General features: G+C 57.7%; 16 protein-coding genes. 5 read left to right on the top strand and 11 right to left on the bottom strand.

Going from position 1 to position 26,226, the window contains the following annotated elements; genetic code table 11:
- The first annotated feature begins 2 nt into the window (after nt 1–2).
- Nucleotides 3–767: a slipin family protein gene (locus N645_RS0110875; RefSeq protein WP_024461540.1), complete on the top strand. Its 765-nt coding sequence runs from the start codon at nt 3–5 to the stop codon at nt 765–767.
- Between the two features lie 187 nt (nt 768–954).
- Here N645_RS0110875 and N645_RS0110870 read toward each other — a convergent pair whose 3' ends face one another.
- The 6 genes from N645_RS0110870 to N645_RS0110845 all read right to left on the bottom strand — a co-directional run bounded on the left by N645_RS0110870 (nt 955) and on the right by N645_RS0110845 (nt 7,515).
- Nucleotides 955–1,146 (bottom strand): CPXCG motif-containing cysteine-rich protein, encoded by a 192-nt coding sequence (locus tag N645_RS0110870; RefSeq protein ID WP_024461539.1) that lies wholly within the window; start codon nt 1,144–1,146, stop codon nt 955–957.
- Between the two features lie 68 nt (nt 1,147–1,214).
- Nucleotides 1,215–2,825, bottom strand: a complete 1,611-nt coding sequence (locus N645_RS0110865; RefSeq protein WP_024461538.1) for an ABC transporter ATP-binding protein — start codon at nt 2,823–2,825, stop codon at nt 1,215–1,217.
- A gap of 4 nt (nt 2,826–2,829) precedes the next feature.
- Entirely contained in the window at nt 2,830–3,852 is a 1,023-nt protein-coding gene (locus tag N645_RS0110860) for an ABC transporter permease (RefSeq protein ID WP_024461537.1), read from the bottom strand.
- Nucleotides 3,853–3,861: 9 nt separating this feature from the next.
- Complete coding sequence (locus N645_RS0110855; RefSeq protein WP_024461536.1) at nt 3,862–4,935, bottom strand: microcin C ABC transporter permease YejB; 1,074 nt, start codon at nt 4,933–4,935, stop codon at nt 3,862–3,864.
- Nucleotides 4,936–4,963: 28 nt separating this feature from the next.
- Entirely contained in the window at nt 4,964–6,823 is a 1,860-nt protein-coding gene (locus tag N645_RS0110850) for an extracellular solute-binding protein (protein WP_024461535.1), read from the bottom strand.
- 98 nt (nt 6,824–6,921) lie between these two features.
- Nucleotides 6,922–7,515 (bottom strand): uracil-DNA glycosylase family protein, encoded by a 594-nt coding sequence (locus N645_RS0110845; protein ID WP_024461534.1) that lies wholly within the window; start codon nt 7,513–7,515, stop codon nt 6,922–6,924.
- Nucleotides 7,516–7,814: 299 nt separating this feature from the next.
- Between N645_RS0110845 and N645_RS17500 the strand changes: the two genes are divergently transcribed.
- On the top strand, nt 7,815–9,458 hold the full coding sequence (locus N645_RS17500; RefSeq protein WP_024461533.1) for a lytic polysaccharide monooxygenase: 1,644 nt from the start codon (nt 7,815–7,817) through the stop codon (nt 9,456–9,458).
- A 70-nt stretch (nt 9,459–9,528) separates the two neighbouring features.
- Here the strand turns inward: N645_RS17500 and pulA are convergent, their stop codons facing one another.
- Nucleotides 9,529–12,978, bottom strand: coding sequence for a pullulanase-type alpha-1,6-glucosidase (gene pulA / locus N645_RS0110835; RefSeq protein ID WP_152521688.1), 3,450 nt, complete (start codon nt 12,976–12,978; stop codon nt 9,529–9,531).
- Nucleotides 12,979–13,439: 461 nt separating this feature from the next.
- On the opposite strand from pulA, the gene N645_RS0110830 reads away from it, so the two are divergent.
- On the top strand, nt 13,440–14,345 hold the full coding sequence (locus N645_RS0110830; RefSeq protein ID WP_081666028.1) for an alpha/beta hydrolase: 906 nt from the start codon (nt 13,440–13,442) through the stop codon (nt 14,343–14,345).
- Nucleotides 14,346–14,433: 88 nt separating this feature from the next.
- Here the strand turns inward: N645_RS0110830 and N645_RS0110825 are convergent, their stop codons facing one another.
- The 4 genes from N645_RS0110825 to N645_RS0110810 all read right to left on the bottom strand — a co-directional run bounded on the left by N645_RS0110825 (nt 14,434) and on the right by N645_RS0110810 (nt 22,639).
- Entirely contained in the window at nt 14,434–16,275 is a 1,842-nt protein-coding gene (locus N645_RS0110825; protein WP_024461530.1) for a glycoside hydrolase family 13 protein, read from the bottom strand.
- 13 nt (nt 16,276–16,288) lie between these two features.
- Nucleotides 16,289–17,779, bottom strand: a complete 1,491-nt coding sequence (locus tag N645_RS0110820) for a tryptophan halogenase family protein (protein WP_024461529.1) — start codon at nt 17,777–17,779, stop codon at nt 16,289–16,291.
- A 74-nt stretch (nt 17,780–17,853) separates the two neighbouring features.
- Entirely contained in the window at nt 17,854–20,664 is a 2,811-nt protein-coding gene (locus tag N645_RS0110815) for a TonB-dependent receptor (RefSeq protein ID WP_024461528.1), read from the bottom strand.
- Between the two features lie 346 nt (nt 20,665–21,010).
- Complete coding sequence (locus N645_RS0110810; RefSeq protein WP_024461527.1) at nt 21,011–22,639, bottom strand: alpha-glucosidase family protein; 1,629 nt, start codon at nt 22,637–22,639, stop codon at nt 21,011–21,013.
- A gap of 368 nt (nt 22,640–23,007) precedes the next feature.
- Here N645_RS0110810 and N645_RS0110805 point away from each other — a divergent pair, with 368 nt between their 5' ends.
- Both N645_RS0110805 and N645_RS0110800 read left to right on the top strand, forming a co-directional pair.
- Nucleotides 23,008–24,516 (top strand): MFS transporter, encoded by a 1,509-nt coding sequence (locus N645_RS0110805; protein WP_024461526.1) that lies wholly within the window; start codon nt 23,008–23,010, stop codon nt 24,514–24,516.
- Nucleotides 24,513–26,177, top strand: a complete 1,665-nt coding sequence (locus N645_RS0110800; RefSeq protein WP_024461525.1) for an alpha-amylase family glycosyl hydrolase — start codon at nt 24,513–24,515, stop codon at nt 26,175–26,177. The genes N645_RS0110805 and N645_RS0110800 overlap by 4 nt, the downstream gene beginning before the upstream one ends.
- The last annotated feature ends 49 nt before the right edge of the window (nt 26,178–26,226 follow it).

Here is a 26,226-nt window from a genome sequence, read left to right as displayed (position 1 = left end):
CTATGTTATACGAATATTTCTTTGGTCTACTCATCACGTTTGTGGTGTTACTGCTCGCCTATGCGATTCGCATTCTACGCGAGTATGAACGGGGCGTGGTCTTCATGTTGGGTCGCTTTCAGAAGGTCAAAGGCCCCGGTCTGGTAATCATCATTCCTTTCATCCAGACCATGGAGAAGGTGGACTTGCGTACCATTGTAATGGACGTGCCGAGTCAGGACGTGATCAGCCGGGACAACGTCTCGGTGAAGGTGAATGCAGTGGTTTACTTTCGAGTGGTTGATCCGGAGAAGGCGATCATCAATGTGGAGCATTACTACGAAGCCGTAAGTCAGTTGGCCCAAACCACGCTGCGCTCGGTACTGGGTAAACACGAGCTGGATGAAATGCTCTCCGAACGTGACAAGCTGAACCAGGATATTCAGGAAATTCTGGACCAGAGCTCCGATACCTGGGGTATCAAGGTCAGCAACGTGGAAATCAAACACGTCGACCTGGATGAGAGCATGATCCGGGCGATTGCCCGTCAGGCTGAGGCCGAGCGCTCCCGTCGTGCGAAAATCATTCACGCCGAGGGTGAATCCCAGGCGGCGGCCAAGCTGACCGATGCGGCGGTGGAGCTGTCCAGGAACCCCAACGCGATGACGCTGCGTTATCTACAGACCTTGATCGATATTGCGGGCGAGAAAAATTCCACCATTGTGTTCCCGCTGCCGGTGGATATGTTGGGTAACATCATGGAGCAGTTCAAGTCCAAAGGGTCGTAAGGTGTTTCGGTTGTGGTAACGGCGGATGCGGGCTTCGCCCTTATCCGCCCTACGCGAATCTATACCGCTGCGCTCGGCCGTAGGGCGGATAAGCCGCAGGCGCATCCGCCGTTACCCAAACCGGCGCGTCGAAGCGAAACGCATCCGCCGTTACCCAAGCCGAGGCAGCACCGAAAGCTCCTCCCCTTCACTCATTCTCCTGCCGCGCGTACACCTCCACCGCCTCGGTCTCATCAATCACCACATCCACATTGATGGGCTGACAGCATACCTGGCAGTCCTCCACATAAGACTGCTCGCTGATCGACGGATCGATCAACAGGGTGATCACTTCATCGCAATACGGGCAGTGGATGTTTTTCTCGATCTGTTCAGACATAACCGCCTCTCCCTATAGATAGCGCCTTGTTCTTGGACGTTTGTCGATCCCGGGTGTTCCCGGGTGGCTCAAAGCGTGGGGATTGCCGCCATTAATTGGCGAGTGTATTCGGTTTTGGGTGCTTCGAATACGGTTTTTGCATCGCCTGATTCAATCATCTTGCCGGCTTTCATGATCATTACCCGATGACTCAGGGCCCGCACCACACTCAGGTCGTGACTGACAAAGAGGTAACTCAGGCGTCGCTCGCGCTGCAAGCGGCGTAAAAGATCAATAATGTCTTTCTGGACCGAGCGGTCGAGCGCCGAGGTGGGTTCATCCAGAATCAGTAACTTGGGGTCGAGTATCAGCGCCCGGGCAATGGCAATGCGCTGGCGCTGGCCGCCGGAAAACTCCCCCGGGTAGCGGTGGCGAGTCGCGGGGTCCAGCTGTACTGCCTCCATGGCGCGTACCACCTCGCGGTCCAGCTCGTCGGCGTTCATTGAGGTGTGTACCCGCAGACCTTCGGCGATGATCTGACTGACCGACATGCGCGGACTCAGGCTGCCGTAGGGGTCCTGAAAAATAATCTGCAGGCGTCGGCGCAGTGGTCGCATCGCCTTGTGGTCCAGAGCGTTGAGATTGAAGCGCTGCTCGCCTTCCTCATTGAACCAGATATCGCCACGGCTACCGATCAGCCTCAGCAGGGCGCGGCCCAGCGTGGTTTTTCCGGAGCCACTTTCACCCACAATGCCCAGGGTTTCCCCGGCGCGAATCGACAGGCTGATATCGTCCACCGCTTTGACGTGATCATACACACGTTTGAAAACGCCGCGGGTCATGGGGAACCAGACGCGCATCTGATCGGCGCTTAAAATCGTCGGGGCATCATCGGGAACCGGTTCGGGCTCGCCTCTTGGCTCGGCGTCGAGCAGCCGTCGGGTGTACTCATGTTTGGGTTGTTGAAAGACGTCCCGGGTGGGTCCGGTTTCCACCACTTCACCCGATTGCATGATCGCGACCCGGTCCGCGAGCTGGCGGACAATGGCCAGATCGTGAGTGATGAACAGTACCGCCATATTCAGTTCTTGCTGCAGATCCTGAATCAGCTTCAACACCTGGGCCTGAATGGTGACATCCAGCGCCGTGGTGGGCTCATCGGCGATCAGCAGGTCCGGCTCGTTGATCAGGGCCATGGCGATCATCACCCGTTGGCGTTCACCGCCACTGAGTTCGTGAGGCAGGGCATCGAGTCGTTGCTCGGGATTGCGCAGGCCGACCCGATGCAACCACTTCAACACCGTGGGGCGGGCATTCTTGCGGGCAGTGCCGTTATGCAGAAACAGGGCTTCGGCCAGCTGCTTTTCGATGCTGTGCAGCGGGCTGAGGCTGGTCATCGGCTCCTGGAAAATCATACTGATGCGCGCGCCGCGAATCGGGCGAAGGTCCCGTTCTTCCAGGCGCAGCAAATCCCGACCTTCAAAATAGACGGCGCCATCGGTGTAGCGGGCGCTGTGCTCCGGCAGCAACCGGAGAATGGATTGAGCGGTAACGGATTTGCCGGAGCCGCTTTCCCCCACCAGCGCAAGCGTTTCGCCTTTGGCAATGGCGAGGCTGACGCCGGAGACGACGGTTTTATAGGCATCTCCGGTGCGGAACTGGACGGACAGTCGGTCAATATTCAGTAGTATTTCGGTCATGGCGTCACCGGGTCCGATTGGGGTCGAGGGCATCGCGAGCGGCTTCGCCGACGAACACCAGCAGGGTGAGCAACACGGACAGCACGACAAACACCGAAAGCCCGATCCAGGGGGCGTGCAGATTGTTTTTCCCCTGGCTGACCATTTCGCCCAGAGAGGGCGAGCCGGGTGGCAGGCCAAAGCCGAGAAAATCCAGCGCGGTCAAACTGGTGATCGAGCCAACCATGATGAACGGCAGGAAGGTGACCGTGGCCACCATGGCGTTGGGCAGCAAATGCCGGAACATCAGGGCGCGATCCGATACCCCAAGTGCCCGGGCCGCCTGTACGTAGTCAAAATTACGGGCTCGCAGAAACTCCGCGCGCACCACGCCTACCAGCGCCATCCAGCCGAACAACAGCAAAATGCCGAGCAGAATCCAGAAACTGGGTGGGACAAAACTGGCAATGATGATCAGCACGAACAGTGTTGGCACACTGGACCAGACCTCCAGCAGGCGCTGCCCGAACAGATCAACTTTTCCCCCGTAAAAACCCTGCACGGCGCCGGCGGCAATGCCGACAATGGAGGTCAGTACGGTCAGGATCAGACCGAATACCACGGAGATGCGAAAGCCGTACAACAGACGGGCAACTACGTCCCTTCCTTGATCGTCGGTGCCGAGCCAGTTTTCACCGGTCGGAGGGCTGGGCGCCGGGGTGGGCAGGTCGTAGTTGATAGTGCGGTAGTTGAAACGGATCGGGGGCCAGAGCATCCAGCCTCCGTCGTTGATCAAACCGGCGATGTAGGGATCCCGGTAATCGGCGTTGACGGCGAAGTCACCGCCAAATTCCAGTTCGGTGTAGTCGTTCAACAGCGGAAAATACAGCTCGTCCTGAAAACTGATGAGGATGGGCTTTTCATTGGCAATCAGGTCGGACAGCAGGCTTACGGCAAACAGTGCCAGAAAAATCCACAGGCTCCAGTTGCCGCGCCGGTTGTTGCGAAACCGATGCCAGCGCTCTTGATTGAGTGGGGTCATGGTCAAGCGCAACTCCTAACGGGATTCAAAATCAATGCGGGGGTCCACCCAGGTGTACGCCAGGTCACTGATAATCCCGATCAGCAGACCCAGCAGGCCAAAAATATAGAGGGTGCCGAACATTACCGGATAGTCCCGCTGCAGGGTGGACTCAAACCCGAGCAGGCCCAGACCCTCCAGGGAGAAAATCACCTCAATCAGCAGTGATCCAGCAAAAAACATACTGATAAAAGTGGCCGGGAATCCGGCGATCACAATCAGCATGGCATTGCGGAATACGTGCTTGTACAGAATACGTTTTTCGGTCGCACCTTTGGCTTTGGCCGTCATGACGTACTGCTTATTGATTTCATCCAGAAACGAGTTCTTGGTCAGCATCGTCAGGCTGGCGAAACCACCGATGGTCAAGGCGAGCACGGGCAATGCCATATGCCAGAAGTAATCGAGGATTTTCTGGTACCAGAGCAGTTCGTCAAAGTTCTCCGACACCAGGCCACGCAGTGGAAACCAGTTGAAGTAGGAGCCGCCGGCAAACAGGATGATCAACAGAATGGCAAACAGGAAGCTCGGGATGGCGTTGCCGATGACCACCACCCAACTGGTCCAGACATCAAACCGGGAGTGATGTCGCACGGCTTTGCGGATGCCCAGCGGAATGGAGATGGCATAGATCAATAGCGTGCTCCACAGCCCCAGTGACAGAGAGACCGGTAAGCGTTCGATGACCAGCTCAATCACCGAGCGGGCCCGAAACAGGCTGTCACCGAAGTCAAACACCAGATAGTTCTTGAGCATGATGACGTAACGCTCCCAGAGCGGCTTGTCGAACCCGAACTGCCGTTCGATTTCGGCGATCACCTCCGGGTTCAAGCCTCGGGCCCCCCGGCTATCTCCAGAGTTCTGGGCCACCTCGCCCGATGCGGCGCCGCTAACACGATCCAGGTCTGTACCCTGAACATTCAGCGCGCTGGCCAGCATCTGCTCGACCGGCCCCCCGGGGGCGGCTTGAACGATAAAAAAATTGAGCGTGATGATGGCCAGCAGAGTGGGTACAACCAACAGCAGCCGGCGAATGATGTAGGCGGTCACAACAGCTTACTCCGCGTTGAACGACGCACTAGCGTGTGAGTTTCTTCGCTTTTTCGTCGTCGAACCACCAGGTACTCAGGCCGATGGCATACTCGGGCCGCTTTTCCGGCCGATCGAACTGATTCCAGTAGGCAATGCGGAAATAGCTGGAATGCCAGTGGGGAACCAAATAGAAATTCCAGCGTGCCACCCGATCAAAGGCGTGGCCGTAGGCCAGCAGCCTATCGTCGTTCTGCTGGTTTTCTTCGATGCCTCGTATCAGGGCATCAATTACCGGGTCCTGAACGCCCGCCTGATTGTAGGTGGAGTCCACATAGTCGGAATGCCAGGTAATGCGCATATTCGGGTGCGGGTAGGGATTGGCCCGGTAGCCCTGGAAAATCATATCGTAATCCCGGGAGCGCAATCGGTTCAGAAACTGGGTACTATCGACTTGACGCAGGTTCATGGTAATGCCCAGACGTTCCAGGTTGCGCTTGAATGGAAGACCGATTCGCTCGCCCGTAGAGGAGTAAATCAGCAGTTCAAATTCAAACGGTTTACCACTCTCCCCGTGCACCATTTTGCCGTCTTTCAGCTCCCAGCCGGCGTCCTTGAGCAGCGCCATGGCTTTGCGCAGCGCCGGGCGGATATTGCCCGAGCCATCGGTCTGGTTGGGCACCCATACCTTGCCGAACACCTCTTCCGGGAGCTGATCACGGAACGGCTCCAGAATACTCATTTCCCGTTCCGAAGGCTCGCCCTCAGCCATGTAGGGCGTATTCTGGAAAAAGCTGTAGGTGCGTTGATACTGATCGTAGAACAGGTTCTTGTTCATCCATTCGAAATCCAGCGCATAGTTGATCGCCTGACGGACGCGTCGGTCGGCAAACAGCTCGCGTTGGATATTGAAGACAAACCCCTGGGCGGGCTGGGGAATATCGTGAGCCAGCTCGTCTCGCTGAATATCCCCGCGGGTCACTGCCGCCACGTCGTAATCTTCGGCCCACTGCTTGGCCACATTCTCCTGGCGGAAGTCGTATTCACCCGCCTTGAAGGCCTCCAGGGCGACATTGGTGTCCCGGTAGTAGTCGTAGCGCATGGTTTTGAAGTTGTTGAGGCCCTTGCGGCTGGGCAGATCGGCCGCCCAATAATCGTCTACCAGCTCATAGGTGACGCTCTGGCCCATTTTGTACTCGCTGATGCGATAGGGGCCACTGCCCACTGGTGGCTTGTCCAGCGGCTCGGACAGATCCCGATCCTGCCAGTAATGAGCGGGGAATACCGGCAAATCCACGAGGTTCTGTATATCTTCCCGGCTGGGGCTTTCAAAATGAAACTTCACCCGGTGCTCGTCCAGTACTTCTGCCCGAATCACATTCTTGTAATGGTTTTTGACAAAGGGCACGCCCTGGTCCATCAGCTTGTCAAACGTGAAAGCCACATCCTTGGCGGTGATCGGTTTCCCGGCCTGATCCCGGGCCTCCGGATTGATATTGAAAATCACCCAGGCGTAGTCCTCGGGGTATTCGAGGCTTTCGGCGATCAGCGGGTAATAGACTCCAATTTCATCATCACTGGAGACCATCAGCGGGTCGTACAGATCGCCACTCATGGCCGCCGGGTCGCCCCGTTGGGCATAGCGATTGAAATTGTCGTAGGTGCCGATCTCGGCCAGAACGATTTGTCCCCCTTTGGGTGCATCGGGGTTGACGTAATCAAAGTGCTCGAAATCAGGTCCGTATTTGGGCTCACCCCGGGCGGCGAAGGCGTGGCTTTTGATAATGGGAACGGCGGCTGACTCGGTCTCGGCCATAGCGGAAGTGTTCAGGAGCAGCAGGGCGAGCAACGAGCCGCTCAAGACACGGAGAGTCTGACGGTAAAAGTCCGGACGAAGTTGATCGAACATGGTAATCCTCATCATGATGAAGCCGGTAACTCAGGCGGTTAGAACTCCGCACGTCGAATGGGTTCAAGGCTAAGGCAATTTAGCGCCAATTTCCATGGTTATGGGTGTAACAGGTCGGACACCCGCGCCCGCAGTGCCGGCACCACCTCCGCCTCAAACCACGGATTGCGCCGCAACCACAGGTTGTTTCTGGGGCTGGGGTGGGGCATGGGCAGCTTATCGGGCCAGTAGTCCCGCCAGTTGGCCACCCGCCGGGTCAGGGTTTCCCGGCTCTTGCCCAGATGGTAGGCGTGGGCGTATTGGCCGATCACCAGGGTCAGTTCCAGGTTGGGCAGTTGCGCCAGCAGGTGGTGGTGCCAGGTCTGGGCGCACTCAGGTCTCGGCGGCAGGTCGCCGGAGCGGCCCTTGCCCGGGTAGCAGAAGCCCATGGGGATGATGGCCAGTTGGGTGGGGTCGTAAAAGGTTTCGCGGTCGATGCCCATCCAGTCCCGGAGCCGGTCGCCACTGGGGTCATTGAACGGCAGCCCGGTGTCGTGCACCCGCCGTCCGGGCGCCTGAGCGGCCACCAGAATACGGGCGTCCGGGTGAAACTGCAGGACCGGCCGGGGCCCCAGGGGGAGCGAGGGGGCACACAGGGTGCAGCGGCGAACGTCGTCCAGCAGTGGTTGCCAGTCGTTGTAGGATGTTGGCAAGCGAGTACCTCTCTCGGTGGTCTGGGCTCGGGAAATTGTAAAGCCTTTAGCGCGCCCCTGTCGTGCCGGATGATGGGTTGAGTTTTATGCCAGCCTCGTTGGCCTGTGGACTTTTGTGCCCACTTGTTGAAATGTCGGTCACGGGTTGTATGAGATGTGTCCGGCTTCATATTTTTTTCCCGCCAAAAACACGAAGCTACCCGCGATCCCAACCCGTTTCGGCGCCAAAGCCGTGAGGCTTTGTGGGATTGTTGTACCCGAAATCGTTATTTAATAATTGACTATAAGAGGGATTATCTATGCGGTACCAATCGTTGTTATTCGGTTCATTTACCCTGATGTTGTCCGCCAGTGTGATGGGGCATGGCGTGATGTCGGAGCCGGCGTCACGCAACTGGACCTGTGGCGCCATCACCAAACCTGATACAGCTCCGGCGGGCAGTGCCTGTGCTGAAGCATTTGAAGGTGATTTCCAGGGCGGTTACCAGTTCATGAGTGTGCTCACTCACGATCTGGGTCGTAAAGGTGTGTCTCCGTTGCCGGACAATGTCTGTGGCTTCGACAGTGAGACCTGGCAGGGCGGCGCCACCCCGTGGGACAAGCCCATTGACTGGCCCACCAATGAAATCAGCCCCGGGCCTCTGACCATCACCTGGGACATTTCCTGGGGCCCGCACTTTGATGACACCGAAGAATTCGTTTACTACATCACCAAGCCGGACTTCCAGTACGAGGTGGGCAAGCCGCTGACCTGGGACGACTTTGAGAGTGAGCCTTTCTGTGATCTCACCGGCTATGACGATACCAACCCCGGCGCCACGCCGAACATTACACCGGAGAAGGGCAGCTCGCTGTTCCATACCGAATGTGTGGTGCCGGAGCGTACCGGGCGGCATGTGATCTACGGGGAATGGGGGCGTAACTACTATACCTACGAGCGCTTCCACGGCTGTATTGACGTGCAGTTCGATGGTGACAACGGGGGCGATCCGCAACCGGATCCGGTCGTGGCTGATCTGACCGCTTCGCCGGCAAACAGCGTGTTTGCAGGTGCCGGCGAGATTCAGCTCAGTGCCTCTGGCTCATCCGGCAGCAACCTCAGCTATAACTGGAGCGTCGAAGCCAGCAACAGCGCTCTGTACTCCCTGAGCAGTACTTCGGACGCCAGCACGGTACTGACTCTGGCCGAGCCGCAGTCTGAGAGCGACGTGACCGTCCGGGTTCAGGTCAGCAATGCCGATGGTTCGGACACCGACGCCTTCAGCTTCACCCACGTACCCTCCACCGGCACCAGTTGGGAAGATGTGGCACCGCTGACCAACGCGGCGCAAACGCTCAGTGCGGGCGACGAAGTGCAGTTGCGTCTGGTGACCAATGAGGGGACGGATGTTTACCTGCCGAGCACACCGTTTGTGGTCGACAATGGTGACGCCGCCGTCTGGACCTATGAGCTCGCTCAGGCCGTCAATGGGGAAAACACCGATGTACGGGTTGGTGTGCTGAACGATGACGGTGACGTCGAGCCGGCTCAGAGCGCCACGGAAAACCGTGTGTACGCGCAAGTGCCGTCCGCCTACAGCGGCGCCTTCCTGCAGGTGGACGAAGCGGACGATGGCGACAATGGTGACGGTGGTGACAACGGAAACGGCGGCGCTACTTGCGAGTACGTCATCAATAGCGACTGGGGCTCCGGTTTCGTGGCCGGTATTGTGATTACCAATAACGGTTCCGAGACCATCAACGGTTGGGAAGTGTCCTGGGATTACAGCGGCAACACCCAGGTGACCAATGGTTGGAGTGCCGAACTGTCGGGGTCGGGCCCGTACACCGCGAGCAATATGAGCTGGAATGCGAGTATTGCGCCGGGAAGCTCGGTGGAGTTTGGCTTCCAGGGTACCGGCAGTGCTGAAACCCCTGAAGTGACCGGCGACATCTGCGACTGATCACCGGGAGTGTAAGCCAAAAAAAATCCGGGGGTGGTGTCACCCCCGGATTTTTTTTAGCGTCGTCAGATCAGCTCCGGCGGGATACCAGGCGAATCCCGGCGAGCGCCAGCAACATCAACAGCAATCCGGCATTGGCACTGCCGCTGCTGCCGCGATCCGGTTCGGGAGCTTCGCTGTCCCCATCGGTATCGTCGTCATTGCCGCCGTCGGTGTCGTCATCGTCGCCGGTATCGGCCTGGGCAATCTGGAACACCGCGGTGGTCCGTGCGGGCACCGTAAAGGTTCCAGTGTCGGCATCAAAGGTAGCGCCCTGAGCCGTCTCATCGTCGGACGCCTGCTGCAGCGGATGCAGTTCCCATTCAGCGTCGGCCCAGTCCTCGGAGCTCAACGTCTGAGCGTCCACATGGGCATTGAACAATACCATCACCGCCTCCCGCTCCGGGTCGACGTCATCGCTGCCATCGGCAATGTGCATGGCGACCAGTGCCGGCTTCTGCTCGGCGCCGGTGTTGTGGAAACTCACCTGTTCGTTAATCGCAGCGCCGGTTTCCAGGCGGAACAGTTTTGAACTGTGACGGATGGCCAGCATTTCTTTGAAGTGCGCCAGGCTGCTCAGGATATGCGCCTCGTCCACCGCCAGAGTCTCATCCGCCAGCCGGGGCTGAATCGTATCCCAGCTCGCCTCTGTGGAGTGGGCCGGCGGCAGGCCACGGCCCCAGCCGTTCTGTTGATAACTGTAGTCCAGCAGATTGAACCAGTCGCCGGAATCGTAGCTGTCGCGATCCATGGACTTGGAGCGCATCAGCTCCTGGCCGGCCTGCACGAACGGAACGCCCTGAGCGAGCAACGCCAGGCTGGTACCCATGTTGTGCACCCGTACCCGATCTTCCGGCGTACGATCCAGCGGGATCTTGTACTGGTTGATGTCGAACAGGGTTTCGTTATCGTGCTTCTCGATATAATTGATCGACTCTTGCGGGTCCAGAGTGTAGCCCACGGCCGCGCCGTAATCACCGGTCACCTCGTTGCCCTGCCAATCGATAAACGCAAAGTCTTTCAGACTGCCGGCCAGACCAATGCGGATGCGGTCGGTGCTGGTCATCAACCGCTCCAGTTCATCGGCGCTACCGTCATTTTCGGCATTGGGATCGTAATACAGACCGTTGATGAAGCTCTGGTTGATGACATGATTGACGCCGCTGTCAAACGGGCTGCCGCCGCGTACCGCGTCGCGGAAGCGATCGTTGAAGGTGCCCACACCGGTGCCGGCCATATTGATCTGGGTGGCCTGCTCAAAGCGCGCATTGTCGGCCACTTCACCGAAATTCCAGCCTTCGCCGTACAGATAAATATGCTCACCGTTCACACCGTGTTCTTCCTCGGTCAGTGTGGCCAGCTGCTCCTTGACCTTGAGAATGTTGGCTTTGCTGTGGTGGCCCATCAGGTCAAAGCGGAAGCTGTCGACTTTGTACAGTTCAGCCCAGGTCATCAGTGAGTCCACCATGAATTTTTCCATCATGGCGTGCTCGGAGGCGGTGTTCTCGCAGCAGGTGCTGCGCTCGATGTTGCCGCTGCTGTTCAGGCGGTGGTAATAACCGGGTACCACTTTATCCAGAACGGATTTGGCCCCCAGGCCGGATTGGCTGGTGTGGTTGTAGACCACATCGACCACCACCCGCAGTCCGGCTTCGTTCAGCGCCTGGACCATTTCGCGGAATTCGACAATGCGGGCCACGCCATCCGGATCGGTGGCGTAGCTGCCTTCCGGAAGGTTGAAGTGGTGCGGGTCGTAACACCAGTTGAAGGCATCGCTGCCGCGAATCGCATTGACTGCCGCCTGCTGCTCAGTGCTGTCCGGTGCGTACTGGGACAGGTCGTCTTGAAGTGTGGCCTGATCGGCCGGATCTTCCTCGATGGTGGCACAGTCATTGACGGGCAACAGGTGCACGTGGCTCAGGCCGACTTCCTGAAGGGACTTCAGGTGAGTCATGCCCAGGCTGTCCGCGACGGTGAAGGCCTTGAACTTGCCGCGATAATCTTCCGGCACCTCACTGTCGCTAACACTGAAGTCGCGCACATGCACTTCGTACACCACCATATCTTCGGGGGCGGTGAAGGTCGGCTTTGCCAGAGTATCCCAGCCTTCGGGCTTGAGATCGTCATCGTTGAGATTGACCAACTGGCTGCGCTGACCGTTGGTGCTGGCGCTCAGGGTGTACGGGTCGGTGACGCGGTTGGTTTCAATGTTTCCGGTCTGCGGGACGTACACTTCCACGTCGAATTGATAGTACTGCCGATCCCAGTTCGCATCGCCGGTGATACTCCACACGCCGGTCTCCGCGTTGAACGTCATGGGGAGCTCGGTGGGCGCGGTATCCGTGTGGCTGTCGGGGTACAGAAGGAAGGTGACGTTCTGGGCGGTCGGTGCCCACAGATGCACACTGGGAACATCGCCGTCATACACCGGGCCCAGGTCGCCATCGTAGGTGTACAGGTCATCCAGCACGCCCGGAATCTGCACGCCGGTGGCATCGACCAGGCTGCCGTCTTCGTTGCTGGCCGACACGGCGATCTGCCCTTTCAGAATGTCACCGATCTGTTCGAGGTCCGCCTCGGCAATGGTGAACACGGGGTAGTTGGCCAGGTGGGGGAATTTTTCGGCCAGCGCATCACTCATGCCATTGGCATCGTGGGTCAGCGTGATGGCTTCGCCGCCAGAAACGCCCTCGGGGCTGCTGGTCATGTCCGCCTGAGCATCGAAGTGCAGTTGGACATTGGCGTCCGGTGTGACCGCGAAGGCAATGGTGTTCTCGTTCAGCCAGTAGGCCTTGGATTGACTCAGGTCACCAGCGGAAATCACATCGCCCACGTACACGCTGTTGTCCAGACTGTTGTAGGTAAAGGTGACTTCGTCGCCGTCCGCCTCAACGGTAAAAGGCACATTGCCACCGTCTACGCCATAACTTTCAGTCCAGGTCTCGTTCAGGGCGATTTTTGCCTCGTAATTGCCGGCCGGAATGTCAGTGGTGGTGTATTGATAGATACCGGTGTTGTTGATGTCCTGAACCCAGGCAATCATGCAGTCCGGCGCCCAATTGCTTTCGCAGCCCAATGCTTGTTGGAAGTCGCCCACCGCGGTCGCGATGACGTCATTGACACTATCGGCGACCCAATGGCTCTCGTGGCTGTAGTAAAAACGGACGTCCTGCTCTTCAGACACACTCAGTGCAATGTTGTCACCGCCAGAGGTGGCATTCGCACCGTAGTTTTCATCCCACCCGCCATTGATGGCGGCCTTGTATTCGTAATCCCCGGCCGGAAGCGTGAAGCTGCCGCGCCAGATACCATCCGCGCCTGCGTCAAGGGCGGCATCGGTACAGTCCGGTTGCCACTCGCCCGGGCAGCCCATCGCGGGGTTGAGATCACCCGGGATGCTGACACTTGAGGGGTCTGGGGTATGGTCGGCTTGAGCGCCGATCGCCAGAGCGAGCACGGGTAGGGCGCGTGCGCTATGCATTAACCACCGGGGCATAGCCCGGCCGTTGCGGGTATTATCGTTCATTATTGTATCTCCAAGCTTACTGGTTACTGTTATGTTTATTGGTACCCGACCGGACAGGATCGACAGCACGAAAGGCCGGGTAAAAAAAAGGCGCAGTAGACTGCGCCAAAGTTTCCCAACACAAAGCAATGAGAGAGTAGGGTAAAACCGTAAGGTTTCAAAAAGCGGCCCGGGAGTGATCCCGGGCTGGCAAGGAAGGAGAGTTCCCAAACCATGAATTCATCGTAGAACGGGGCGACGGACTGCTCAATAGCTTGCATACGTATGCAGGTTGTCGGACCGTTATGAATACGTATGCATTTTCTGCGCGGCGGGGATTTCGAGTTATCCTTCGGGTGCCTTGAACCGGCGTTACCGCATTTGGTTCTAAAAATGGCCCATTGCCATAATTCCTTTTGATAAATATCAGGTCGCTTATGAAAGTATTTTTACCGCTCTGGTGCTTTGTAATGCTACTGACCGGGTGCGTGTCCGCCGCGCCCGAGCACCGGCTGATTGATGACGATCTTTCGTTCGGGACGCTTCATCGTTATGAAGCCTTTCCGTCCGACCAGGTTCCCGCACGCACGGTCGATGTCTGGCTGCCGCCAGGGTATGACCCGCAAACGAACCGACGTTATCCGGTCATCTACGCGCAGGACGGTCAGAACCTGCTTCGAGCGGATGAATCTTACGGCGGTGAGGAATGGGGGCTGGATGAAACCCTGGCGCGTCTGTCGGATGAGTTTGATATCCCGCTTCCGATTGTAGTGGCCATCTGGAACACGCCGGAGCGATTTGCCGAATACATGCCTGAACAGGCGCAGACTCAAGGCGCGGTGTCCATGGGCATTCACGGTGTTCCGGATGTGGCGCAGTCAGCGTTGCGGGCCGATGCTTATCTGCGTTTCCTCGTTGAAGAAGTGAAGCCGTTTATCGACCGGCACTATGCGACCAAAACGGACCTCAAGCATACCGCCATCATGGGCTCCAGCATGGGGGGCTTGCTGTCGGCCTATGCCGTTGCCGAGTACCCGGAGGTCTTTGGCGCCGCGGCCTGCCTGTCGAGCCATTGGCCCGCCGGCGACGGTGCCGTGGTCCGGTATCTTGAAACCCATCTGCCGGAGCCGGGCGTCCACCGTTGGTACTTCGATCACGGCACTGAAACGCTGGATGCGGCCTACGGTCCCTATCAGCGGGACATGGACCGGATCATGGCGGCCAAAGGCTATCGGCGTGGTGCAGACTGGCAGAGTCTTCGCTTTGATGGCGCGCCCCACAGTGAAGCGGCGTGGCGCGCCCGGCTGGATATTCCGCTGCGGTTTATCTTTGAGATCAACTAGCGAATCAGTGATCTCGGGAGCCCAGCGGATTGCACCCCCCGCCAGTCCGCTGGGTGCGCCTCTCAAGCGCGCTCAGTATTGTGGTCCCTCAATGTAATTCCAGAATTCGGGCGCTCATTGGCTCGAGTGTCAGGTCGTTATCCAGGGACAGGGTTTCGCCGCTCAGGGCATCGGTACCTGAAAAGTGACCATCAATGGCCTGTGCGTAACGCTCGTTGGAGAGCTGGCGGGTTTCCCCGGTGTGATTGATCGCCACCAGAATGCGCTGTTCCTCGGTGTAGCGGACAAACACATAAACGCCATCGTGAGGGGCATAGTGCAGAAGGTCGCCGTGGTGAATGGCTTCCTGTTCCTGCCGCCAGTTGAGTAACTGACGAAGGTATTCCTGTGCAGAGCGTTGGGTATCCGTCAGACCTTCGCCGGTGAACCCATTGCGTGTATCTCCGGCCCAACCGCCGGGAAAGTCACTGCGCACGGCGCCGTCGTCCCGGGTCTTCGGGCTGGTGGCGAGCACTTCCGAGCCGTAAAAGAATTGAGGGGTCCCGCGCATGGTGGCCAGCAAGGTCATGGCGATATTGAACCGCTCGACGTCCTCATCAATCAGGCTGTACAGTCGGCTGGTATCGTGGTTCTCGGCAAAAATGACCAGACTCATCGGGTCCGCGTAGAGGTTGTCATCCGCCAGGGTTTCGTAAACACGAATCAACCCGCGATTCCACGCTTCGTCTTCCGTCAGTGCGGTGCGCAGGGCGTCGTACATGGGGAAATCCATTACGCTGGGAAGATAGGACACATAACCGTCTTTATTGTCTTTGCCGCGCTGCCAATAGGACACCACATTGGGATTGGTGCTCCACTCCTCACCGACAATATTGAAGTTGGGGTATTCCGCCATAATGCGGCGGGTCCACTCGGTCAGGAAATCCTTGTCGGAGTAGGAATAGGTATCGGTACGGATGCCGTAGAGATCGGCGTACTCGATCCACCAGAGGCTGTTCTGAATCAGGTAATTGGCGACCAGTGGGTTGCGCTGGTTCAGGTCCGGCATGGATTTCACAAACCAGCCGTTGGCAAATTCCTGTTTATCGATGTCGGCCGCGTAAGGGTCCTGAACGCTGGTCCGGTAATGGGTCGTGGGGACGAATTCGCCCTGAAAGTTGAGCCAGTCGTTGGTGGGCAGGTCGTCCATCCACCAATGGCCCGACCCGATGTGGTTGAGAATCATATCCTGAATCAGACCGACGCCTTTGGCTTTGCCTTGCAGGCTGAGCTGGCGATAGTCCTCATTGTCACCAAAGCGCGGGTCTACCCGGTAGAAATCGGTAATGGAATAGCCGTGGTAGGAATACTCGGGCTGATCATTTACCAGCATGGGGGTTGGCCAGATGGCGGTAAAGCCCATGTCCGCAATGTAATCCAGATGCTGGATCATGCCGTCCAGGTCACCGCCGTGGCGGCCGACGCTGCTGTCCCGGTTCGCGGCCTCTTTGAGCTCGGGGACGGTGTCATTGCTCAGGTTGCCATTGGCAAAGCGATCCGGGGTAATCAGATAAATGGCATCGGTGGTGTTGAAGCCGTTTCGGTCGGCGGACTCTTTTCGGCGGCTGTGGAACGCATAGTCATGCTGAAAGTTGTCGCCGTTTTCATGGGCAAACTGCAGGGTGACAGTCCCGCCCTGAAAGGCGCTGCGAACGTCAAGATCGACAAACAGGTAGTTCTCACTTTCGACGCGGTGTACTTCGGTCACTGTAACCTGAGAATGCTCCAGGCTCACGGACCACTGAGCAATCCGGTCTCCGTGAATCATCAGCTGTACGTTGGGATTGTGCATGCCCGCCCACCAGAACGGCGGATCGATGCGGTCAATGGGATCGGCAAGCGCGGCGGGTATTCCAAGGAGCAGGGTGAGGAATAATGTCAGACGTATCATGATGAGGTATCCACTACTTGAGAGAGGCAATAAAGTCGTTGTGGGAGGGCATCTGGGCGACGGTTTTGTCGACTATCCGCTGCCAGGAATTCATAAACTCGCGCAGTTGATGATCTTCAAGGTTGTCCACCAGTGGGTGATAGTCCTGTGGCGTAATGCCCTGGCCGATCATGACCTGCTCCCAGGCGGTTTCACTGAACAGCTCGTCCTGTTCGCGAAACACCCTTCCCGAACCGGCAAACAGGTCAATGCGCCGAAGCAGTGATTCCGGCTTGGGCGCTTCACGGCACATGCGCCAGAACGGGCTGTCGGGTTTGCTGTTCAGGTGGTAGTGCAGAATGATGAAGTCCCGGATTTTTTCGAACTCGATCTGTGACTGCCGGTTGTATTCTTCAATATCGCTCGGCTGTATGCCGTTGCGGGGGAACAGTTTGATCAGGCGGGTCAGCCCCTGTTGAACCAAGTGTAGGCTGGTGGATTCCAGAGGCTCGAGAAAGCCGCTGGACAGGCCCAGGGACACGACGTTCTGGCACCACTGCTGAACCCGGCGTCCGGTTTTGAAACGGATGGGGCGAGGGTCCGCCAGGGCGGGGGTGTCCAGGTTGGACAACAGGGTATGCGTCGCCTCGTCGTCACTCAGGTGGCGGTGGCTGTAGACCAGGCCGTTACCCGTGCGATGCTGAAGTGGGATTCGCCATTGCCAGCCGCCCTCGTGGGCGATGGCCCGGGTATACGGCGTGATGGTTTCTGCTGCCTCGCTGGGAACCGCAAGAGCGCGATCACAGGGCAACCAGTGGCTCCAGTCCTCGAAGTCGACGTCCAGCGCTTCACCGATGAGCAGTGCGCGAAAACCCGAGCAGTCGATAAACAGATCCGCTTCCAGGCGTTCACCGGATTCGAGCTGAACGGCGGCGATATCGCCGGACTCGGAATCCTTGTCGACCGCCTGAATTTTGCCGTCAATGCGCTTGACGCCGAGCTTTTCGCTGTAGGCGCGCAACATCTGTGCGTACAGTCCGGCATCAAGGTGATACGCATGGGTAAGCCCCGGAAACTGAGTGCCGGGAATGGTTTCCATGGGAGCAAAGCGGTTATGCCGAGCGGCCTGCTCGTTGAGCGAGTAACGCCAGAAGTCTTCGGCCACACCGGCCTGTCGGGCTTTCAGCCAATAGTGATGGAAACCGGCAATGCCGAGGTTGCGCCCGATTTCACCGAAGGCGTGCATATAGCTATCGCCCGGTTGGTTCCAGTTCTCAAACTGAATGCCGAGCTTGATGGTGCCCATGGTCTGTTTCAGGAAGTCGGCTTCCTTTATACCCAATACGTCATTGAAGGTTCTTATGGGGGGAATCGTGGCTTCGCCAACACCCACGGTGCCGATTTCGCTCGATTCCACCAATTGAATCTGTATCTGGTTGCTGAAAAACCGGGCCAGCACCGCGGCTGCCATCCAGCCGGATGAGCCTCCGCCCACAATCAGTACGTTTTTTATGGAATGATTCACGTCTTTATCTCCAGCCAAAAAAAAGCCCCTGCTACAGCTCTTCACTATAGCAGGGGCTTTCCTTCATGCCCTGATTAGAACTGGTAGTTCACACCGAGCAGGTAGTTAGCACCGAAGGTCTGGTAAGACGTGATCCGGCGCGGATCATCGTCTGCCGCTGCTACGGTCTCTTCGTCGGTCAGGTTCTGCGCTTGCAGGGTGACGCTCAGGCCGTCGAGTGAGTCGAAACCACCGGCACCGAAGTCATAGCCGATCTGTGCGTCCCACAATTCAGAGCCCTGGTCCGTGGTCGGAGTCAGCGCCAGGCTGAGACCGCGGGTTTCGGTCAGGAACTCGTCACGCTTGCGACCACTGACGCGGAACTCGAAGCCGTTCTTCTCGTAGTAAACGGTCAGCTGATAGGACTCTTCGGACAGACCGGGGATTTCCTGCTGTTCACCGTCATACTCGATGGCGCCGTCGAGGAAGGTCGCCGCGGCAATGAGACCGAAGCCGTCCAGCGCTTCGCTGAAGGTGTAGAACGGCAAGCTGCCCTGCAGTTCGATACCTTCCACCTTGCCTTTACCCAGTTCGGCGATAGAGGTAGTCGGACCCTGGAAAGACTGGAAGTTGTCCACACCGGCATCGTGATAGCCTTCGATGAAGTAGGGCTCGAAGTCGGTGATCACGTCCTGGCTGATGTGCCAGTTGAGCAGATCCTTGTAGAACCAGGAAGCCGCCACATAACCGTCGTTAGTGAAGTAGTACTCATAGGACAGGTCAGTCTGAACCGCTTCGAGCGGACGCAGGTTCGGGTTACCACCAGAGCCGCTCCAGGCGCTGAATTCGGGATCGGCGCTTTCGCGACGGCCGTTATCAAAGCTGAAGTTGATGGTGTTGTTTGCGCGCATGTCGTCCATACGGGCACGCGACAGGGTCTTGGAGGTCGCGAAGCGAACGATCTGGTTGTCCGTCATCTGGAAGTTCATGTTCAGACTCGGAAGGATCTTCAGGTAGTCATCACCGCCGCTGACCGGGGTGGCGACTACGCTGACCAGACCGGTGTCTTCGTCTTCACGCGAAACACTGGCGAAACCGTTAGAGCTCTGGTCGGTATCGATGATCTGGACACCGAAGTTACCGGAGAGGATGCCGGTTTCGAAGTCGGCCTTCGCGTAAGCGGTAACCACTTCTTCAGTGACCGTGTAGGTATCACCCAGACGAGCGGTTTCAAATTCGGTCGCATCGATTTCAGTGTAAACGCCGTCGCGGTACATGCCCACGCCGTCGTAGGCCACCATGCCGCCCAGGCCGAGGAAGCTCAGGTTGGTCGTGCCGACATAGTAAGGCTCAAGCGCCGCGTCAGTGAATGACAGGGCGGTCTGATCTTCACGCGCTTCATCGGCGTCAAAGCCCGGAGCGACCAGGAAGGCACCGTAGTTGAGCTTGCTCTTGGTGCGATCGGAGTAGTTCAGGCCCAGCTCAACGCTCTGGAAGAAGTCACCGTTGATTGCTGCGGTGGTGGACAGACGCAGAGTGTCCAGCTCTTCTTCAAACTTCGGATAGTTGACGAAGCCGTCCTGCGCATTGTCTTTGCCGCCGACGCGCTGGGCAATGGCGCCACCCCAGGCCTGCGGACCAGCCAGGCGAATGGCTGCCGGATCAGTGTAGTCAGGCATGTCGATGGTGGGGTGGTCGCTGAACATGACACCTTCGGGAGACACCTGCTGCCAGGCGCGAGCCGCCGGGTCACCCTGCTGGGTGGTGCCTGCGCGACCGGTGCCGGAGTAGCTTTCGATATTGATCAGGTCTTTGGTGGATTCGCTGGTGGCGAAATCCAGTTCGGCTGACCAGGTGTCATTGATCTGGTATTCAGCGTTGAAGCCGAAGGTGTAAAGCTCGCCCTCTTTGTCTTCACCGTCGTTGCGGATCACGCTGTGGAAACCGTCGAACTGACCATTCATGACCAGGCCATCTTCAACGTCACCGGCGGTGTAGTTGGCACCACTCCAGACCGGGCCACCCTCTTCAAAGCCACGGAAGACTTTGGATTCCAGGAAGTCGATGAACAGGGCATCAACAGTAACGCTCAGGTCTTCGTTGGGCTCCCACTGGAATACGCTGGAAACGGTGTCGCGCTCCATGGTGGCAGAGCGAACGTAGGAGTCATGACCGCCGAAGATGAAACCCTGCTCGATCTCGGGGTAACCCCAGATGCGGACGTTCTCTTCCTGGCTGGGAGACTCCATGGAGGCCAATGTCAAGGCGAAGCCCATGGTGTCGTCAGCAAAGGTGTCCGAGTAGGTGAAGGCCAGGCGATGACCGGTGTCATCGTAGTCCGGGTTGGCGGACTCCATGCCGTTCACTTCGTAGTTACCGTTAAAGCTGATGATGCGGTCGTTTTCCAGCGGACGCAGAGTGCGCAGGTCGACGACACCACCGAGGCCCTGGTTTACCAGGTCCGCCTGCATGGTTTTGTAGACAACGGCGTCGGAAATGATTTCGGAGGGGTACAGATCGTACTCAACGCCACGGTTGTCACCGATGCCGAGCAACTCACGACCGTTCATGGTGGTCGCGACGTAGTCCTCGTTGAAGCCGCGCACGGAAATACCGCTGGTGCGGCCGTTGACCCGCTCACCGGCCAGACCGGGCAGGCGTGCCAGTGATTCGGCGATGCTGGTATCGGGCAGTTTACCGATGTCTTCGGCGGAGACCACTTCCACAATGGAAGAGGAGTTCTCTTTGATGGCGATGGAGTTCATGAGGCTGCGGCGAATACCGGTTACCACCACTTCCTCGAGCATGCCGGCTTCTTGATCCTGGGCATAGGCGGGAGCAACGGTCATTCCGGCGGCGAGGCAGCCGATCACGGAAGGCAGAATAAGCTTCTTGGTGTTCATCATCTAACAATCCCCTTTCATAGGTTATTATGGTTGAGCAGTGATAAAACGTTGGTGCCAGTCACTGATGATTTCAGCGCGGGCGGTTCCAGTTCCAGCGATGTTCCGCTAATTTCCTGCTGAAACTCAGGCTATCCCATCGGGTATAGGCGGGCAATTCATTGCATACGTATTCAAACCCGGAATTCCGCCGCCAGCCAATTGAATACGTATGCAGAGTGAATCCATTTAGGGAATGCGCATGGGCGTGGGGTGTTTGGATACCCCCATAAAAAACGCCGACTACCTTAAAATAGTCGGCGCTGAGTGCTGTGCGTAGCATTTTAGCGAGTTTCACCGTCTTGCAGGCTTATGGGGTCAGCTGGAAAAACCCCGCGCCGTAGGCCGGTAGGATGACCTGTTGACCCTCAATTCGTGCGCCACTGAAACCGTGTCCCTCCAATTCCGCACCGACGGACAAATCGCCCAGTTCCAGAGTGGTTTCCCGATCAGTAAAGTTCATGGCGACCAGAAGCGACTGGTCATCATGGTGCCGGGTAAACAGCATCTGGCCTTCCGGTGCGTCCAGAAACGCAATGTCGCCCAAACGCAGCGCTGGCTGGTCCTTGCGCCACTGGATAAAGGTGCGGTAGGCGTTCAGCACCGATTCCGGGGCGTCGTCCTGCACATCCACCGCCCGGGCTTTGTGTTCCTGGGGAATCGGGAGCCAGGTGGTCTCAGCGGCGGAGAAACCGGCCTGGTGCTGCTCACGCTGCCAGGGCATGGGGGTTCGGCAACCATCGCGCCCCTTGAAGCGTGGCCAGAAGGTGATGCCGTAGGGGTCCTGCAGTTCGTGTTGCTGAATGTCGGCTTCGGTCAGACCCAGCTCCTCGCCCTGATAGCTGCAGGCGCTGCCGCGCAGGGATAGCATCATGGCATTGAACAGTTTGGCCAGCGCATCGGGCTTCTCGGTGCCGCCCCAACGAGTCATTACTCGGCGCACGTCGTGGTTACCAATGGACCAGCACGGCCAACCTCCACCCAGTCGAGATTCCAGGGTTTCCACGGTTTCCCGGATGTACTGAGTGCTGAATTTCTCCACCAGCAGCTCAAAGCTGTAGGTGGTGTGCAGTCGTTTGTCGCCCTTGGTATATTCGGCCATGGTGGCGAGAGAGTCTTCGGAGGAAATCTCCCCCAGGGTGACCGAGCCCGGGTAGCGGTCCATAAGGGAGCGCACTGACTCCAGAAACTGCAGGTTTTCCGGACGATCGTTGTTGTACCAGTGATACTGAAAGGCGTAGGGGTTGTCCTCGGAAAAGCCGCGGCCTTTGCGCTCCTCTTTGGGTTTGGCGGGGTTATCGCGCAGCTGCTGATCGTGAAAGCAGAACGTGATCGCATCCAGGCGCAGACCGTCAACGCCTTTTTTCAGCCAGAATTCGATTTCATCGAGAATCTCCGCCTGCACTTCCGGGTTGTGGAAGTTCAGATCGGGCTGACTTTTCAGGAAGTTGTGCAGATAGTATTGCTCGCGGCGCGGCTCCCACTCCCAGGCGCAGCCGCCAAAGATGGACAGCCAGTTATTCGGCGGCGTGCCATCCTCTCGCGGATCGGCCCAGACATACCAATCGGCTTTCGGGTTGTTCCGGCATTGGCGACTCTCTTCAAACCAGGCGTGCTGGTCAGAGGTATGGCTCAGCACCTGATCGATGATGATCTTGATCCCTTTGGCGTGGGCCTGTTCGATCAGGCGGTCAAAATCGTCCAGGTTGCCAAAGATGGGGTCGATATCCCGGTAGTCGCTGATGTCGTAGCCAAAATCTTTCATGGGTGACTTGAAGAAAGGGGATACCCAGATGGCGTCCACCCCGAGGCTGGCAATGTAGTCGAGCTTGTCGATGATGCCCGGAATGTCACCAATGCCGTCGGCATTGCTGTCCATCAGGCTGCGGGGGTACACCTGGTAAATGACGGCACCACGCCACCATGGGTTAGTTTGCATGGGTTACCTCCGCGGAAAGTTCACGCCGGCCCGGTCGGTAGGAGCCGTTTGCAAAAGTCAGTAAAAAGTTCATAGCGAGAAGCCCTGACACATTATTGTGTTCGTTATGTGGGCGGGATCGTCGAATGCCCGGCCTTTTTCAGTGTTGAGCCAATATACGTTAGCGCCGGAATCGTCAGCAATACGCTACATACGTATGCATTGTCTGTCGGACCGAAAAAACGCTCAAAAAAGGGACAGATCGGGATGAATACGTATGCAGCCTATTGCCGCGTCGGGCCTGCTTCCTTAATTTGAACGGCTGGCTTCCCATGGGTGTGAACATGCTAAGCTAGAAGGCACCCGATAACAGATAACAAGTGATCGACATGAATCAAAAACCGCAACTTACCTTTTGGCAGATCTGGAACATGAGTTTCGGATTTCTGGGCATCCAGTTTGGTTTTGCCCTGCAGAACGCCAATGTCAGCCGTATCTTTCAGACCCTCGGTGCCCCCATTGATGACCTGGCCTTTCTTTGGCTGGCGGCGCCGGTAACCGGCCTGCTGGTGCAGCCGATCATCGGGTACATGAGTGACAAGACCTGGAACCGGCTGGGCCGCCGCCGTCCCTATTTTCTGTTCGGCGCCATTTTCGCGAGCCTTGCGTTGCTGTACATGCCGCACTCCCCAACGCTGTGGGTTGCCGCCGGCATGCTCTGGATACTCGATGCGTCGATCAATATTTCCATGGAACCCTTTCGAGCCTTTGTCGGCGATATGTTGCCGGACAAACAGCGCACCAAAGGCTTTGCCATGCAGAGCTTTTTTATCGGTATCGGCGCTGTGGTGGCGTCTTTCCTGCCCTGGATCATGACCAACTGGTTGGGCATCAGTAATACCGCCGAGCCCGGCATCATTCCGGATTCGGTCATCTATTCGTTCTGGATCGGTGGCGCCATCCTGTTGCTGGCGGTGCTCTGGACCGTGTTCAAAACTCGTGAATACAGCCCGGAAGAGCTGGCGGCGTTTGAGGAATTCAAAGCGCAGCAAAAGCAGGCCGCACCAGCAGAGGTTGAAACCCGTTCTGCCGCCTCTTACGGCGCCTGGGGATCGGCTTTTGTGGCGGCTGGCGCTCTGGTGGCCATTGCGGTGTATGCCTTCGGTTTACAGAAAGAGGTGATTGTTCTGGCCGGGCTTCTGGGCGGCGTCGGTGTACTGCAATTGGTGGCCGGTTATATGCTCTCCAGGGGAAAAACCGGGAACGGTGTCTATCAGGTGGCGCACGACCTGTTTCATATGCCCAAAACCATGGCCCAGTTGGCGGTTGTCCAGTTCTTTTCCTGGTTTGCGTTGTTTTCCATGTGGATCTACGCCACCAGTGCGGTGACCAGTTATCACTACGAAACGCTCGACACTTCCTCCAAACTGTATAACGACGGCGCCGACTGGGTGGGGGTTCTGTTCGGTGCCTATAATGGTTTTGCGGCTCTGGCGGCGATCGTGATTCCGGTGCTGGCGAGAAAGTTGGGCCGCAAGGGGGCGCATATCGTGAACCTGTGCTTGGGCGCGGCGGGCCTGATTTCATTCGTGATCATCCGCGATCCGGTCTGGCTGTTGGTGTCCATGATCGGGGTCGGGTTTGCCTGGGCGTCCATCCTGTCCATGCCCTACGCGATTCTCTCCTGCTCGCTGCCGGCGCACAAAATGGGCGTCTATATGGGGATCTTCAATTTCTTTATTGTCATCCCGCAGATTATTGCCGGCAGCCTGCTGGGGCTGATATTGAACAAGCTGTTCGGCGGCGAGGCCATCTGGGTGCTCGTGGCCGGTGGCGTATCGTTTCTGGTGGCCGCCGCCGCTACCCTGATTGTGAATGATGAAGGAGTCGACGCATGACGCGCGCACTGACAACCCGTTTGAGTATTCTCGTCACTTCGGTGGCACTGGCCGCCTGTGCCTCTACCTCCACCGAAGAGCGGCCGCATTACTACGGCACCCAGGAGGCCTTTGCCGAGGAGGCCATCTATTTTCTGCTGACCGACCGCTTTGTGGATGGCGACCCGGCCAACAACCACGAAGATCAGGGTGGCGAGTTTCCCACCTTTGATGTGCCCATGCCGGGGCCGGATGGCAAAGAGGCCAACGTCGGTTATCTGGGCGGGGACTTCAAAGGCATCCTTGATAACGCGGAGTACCTGAAGTCGCTGGGTGTCACCGCGCTGTGGATCTCCCCGATTGTCGATAACCCCAATCAGGCCTTTAACGGCGGTGATCCGGTGGGCTTTGCCCAACCGGGAGACGGCGGGAAAACCGGCTTTCATGGCTATTGGGGCACTAACTTCTACAAAGTGGATGAGCACTGGGAGTCCGAGGGACTGACCTTTGCCGACCTGACCCGTCGTTTGCGGGAAGAACACGACATGAAAGTGGTGCTCGATATTGTGGCCAATCACAGCTCGCCGGCTTATTCCATGGAAGAGGATCAGCCGATGTTCGGCGAGGTCTACGGCCCCAATGGAGAGCTGATTGCCGACCACGAGAACCTGGAGCCGGAACAGTTGAATCCGAACAATCCGCTACACGCGTTTTATGAGCGGGAGAAGGATCTGGCTCAGTTGGGTAAGTTCGATGCGGATAATCCGGCGGTTATGGACTACGTGGTCGGTGCTTACCTGCAGTGGATTGATCAGGGTGCGGCGGCCTTCCGTATCGATACATTGCGGCATAAACCGCATGAATTCTGGAAGGAGTTTACCGATCGGATTCGCGAGGAGCACCCGGACTTTTTCATGTTCGGCGAAAGCTTTGTGTTCGACGCGGAGTTTCTGGGTGAACATACTCAGCCCGAGAACGGTGGCCTGAGCCTGCTGGACTTCCCGGCTCAGGAAACCCTGACCAAGGTGTTTGAAAACCCCGAGAGCGATTACTCGGACATTCTCAGCTACCTGCATCTGGAGGACAGCCCGTACCACAACCCCTACGAGCTGGTGTCCTTCTATGAAAACCACGATATCCGGCGTATGGACGGGGACACCAAGGCGTACATCAATGCCAATAACTGGCTGTTTACCTCACGGGGTATTCCCTCCATCTACTACGGCTCGGAAATTGGTTTTATGCCCGGGACCAAAGAGCATGAGGGTAACCGCAACTACTTTGGCGAAGCGGGAATCGACCAGGCAAAGCAGCACCCGATTGCGGAGAACCTGAGTCACATCGCCCATATCCGTCAGGAATCCGTGGCGCTGCAGAAAGGTCTGCAGGCGAACCTGGAGTTCGACGGTGACACCGCCTCCTTCCTGCGCGTGTATCAGGATGAACATCAGGCGCAGACCGCGCTGGTGCTTCTGAACAAGGGTGACGCCGCCGCCAGCATCAGTGTCGATCGCTGGTTGAACGAGGGTGAGTGGCGCGATGCGGATACCGGTGAGCGGTTCGACGTCCGCGATCAGCTTACCCTGGGTGTGCCAGGGAATGGTGTGCGAGTGTTGCTGTTTGATGGTGAGGTGAATAACGCCCAGTTGGCTGAGCGTCTGGTGGAGTTGCAGGCGTTCTAGTTGAGCTGGTCGGGGAGTGTCGGATTACGCCTCTGCGAGGCTAATCCGA

The organism is Marinimicrobium sp. LS-A18 (genome assembly GCF_000463525.1).
GTDB classification, from domain to species: domain Bacteria; phylum Pseudomonadota; class Gammaproteobacteria; order Pseudomonadales; family Cellvibrionaceae; genus Marinimicrobium; species Marinimicrobium koreense.
This window is presented reverse-complemented; position numbering and strand designations above follow the sequence as displayed.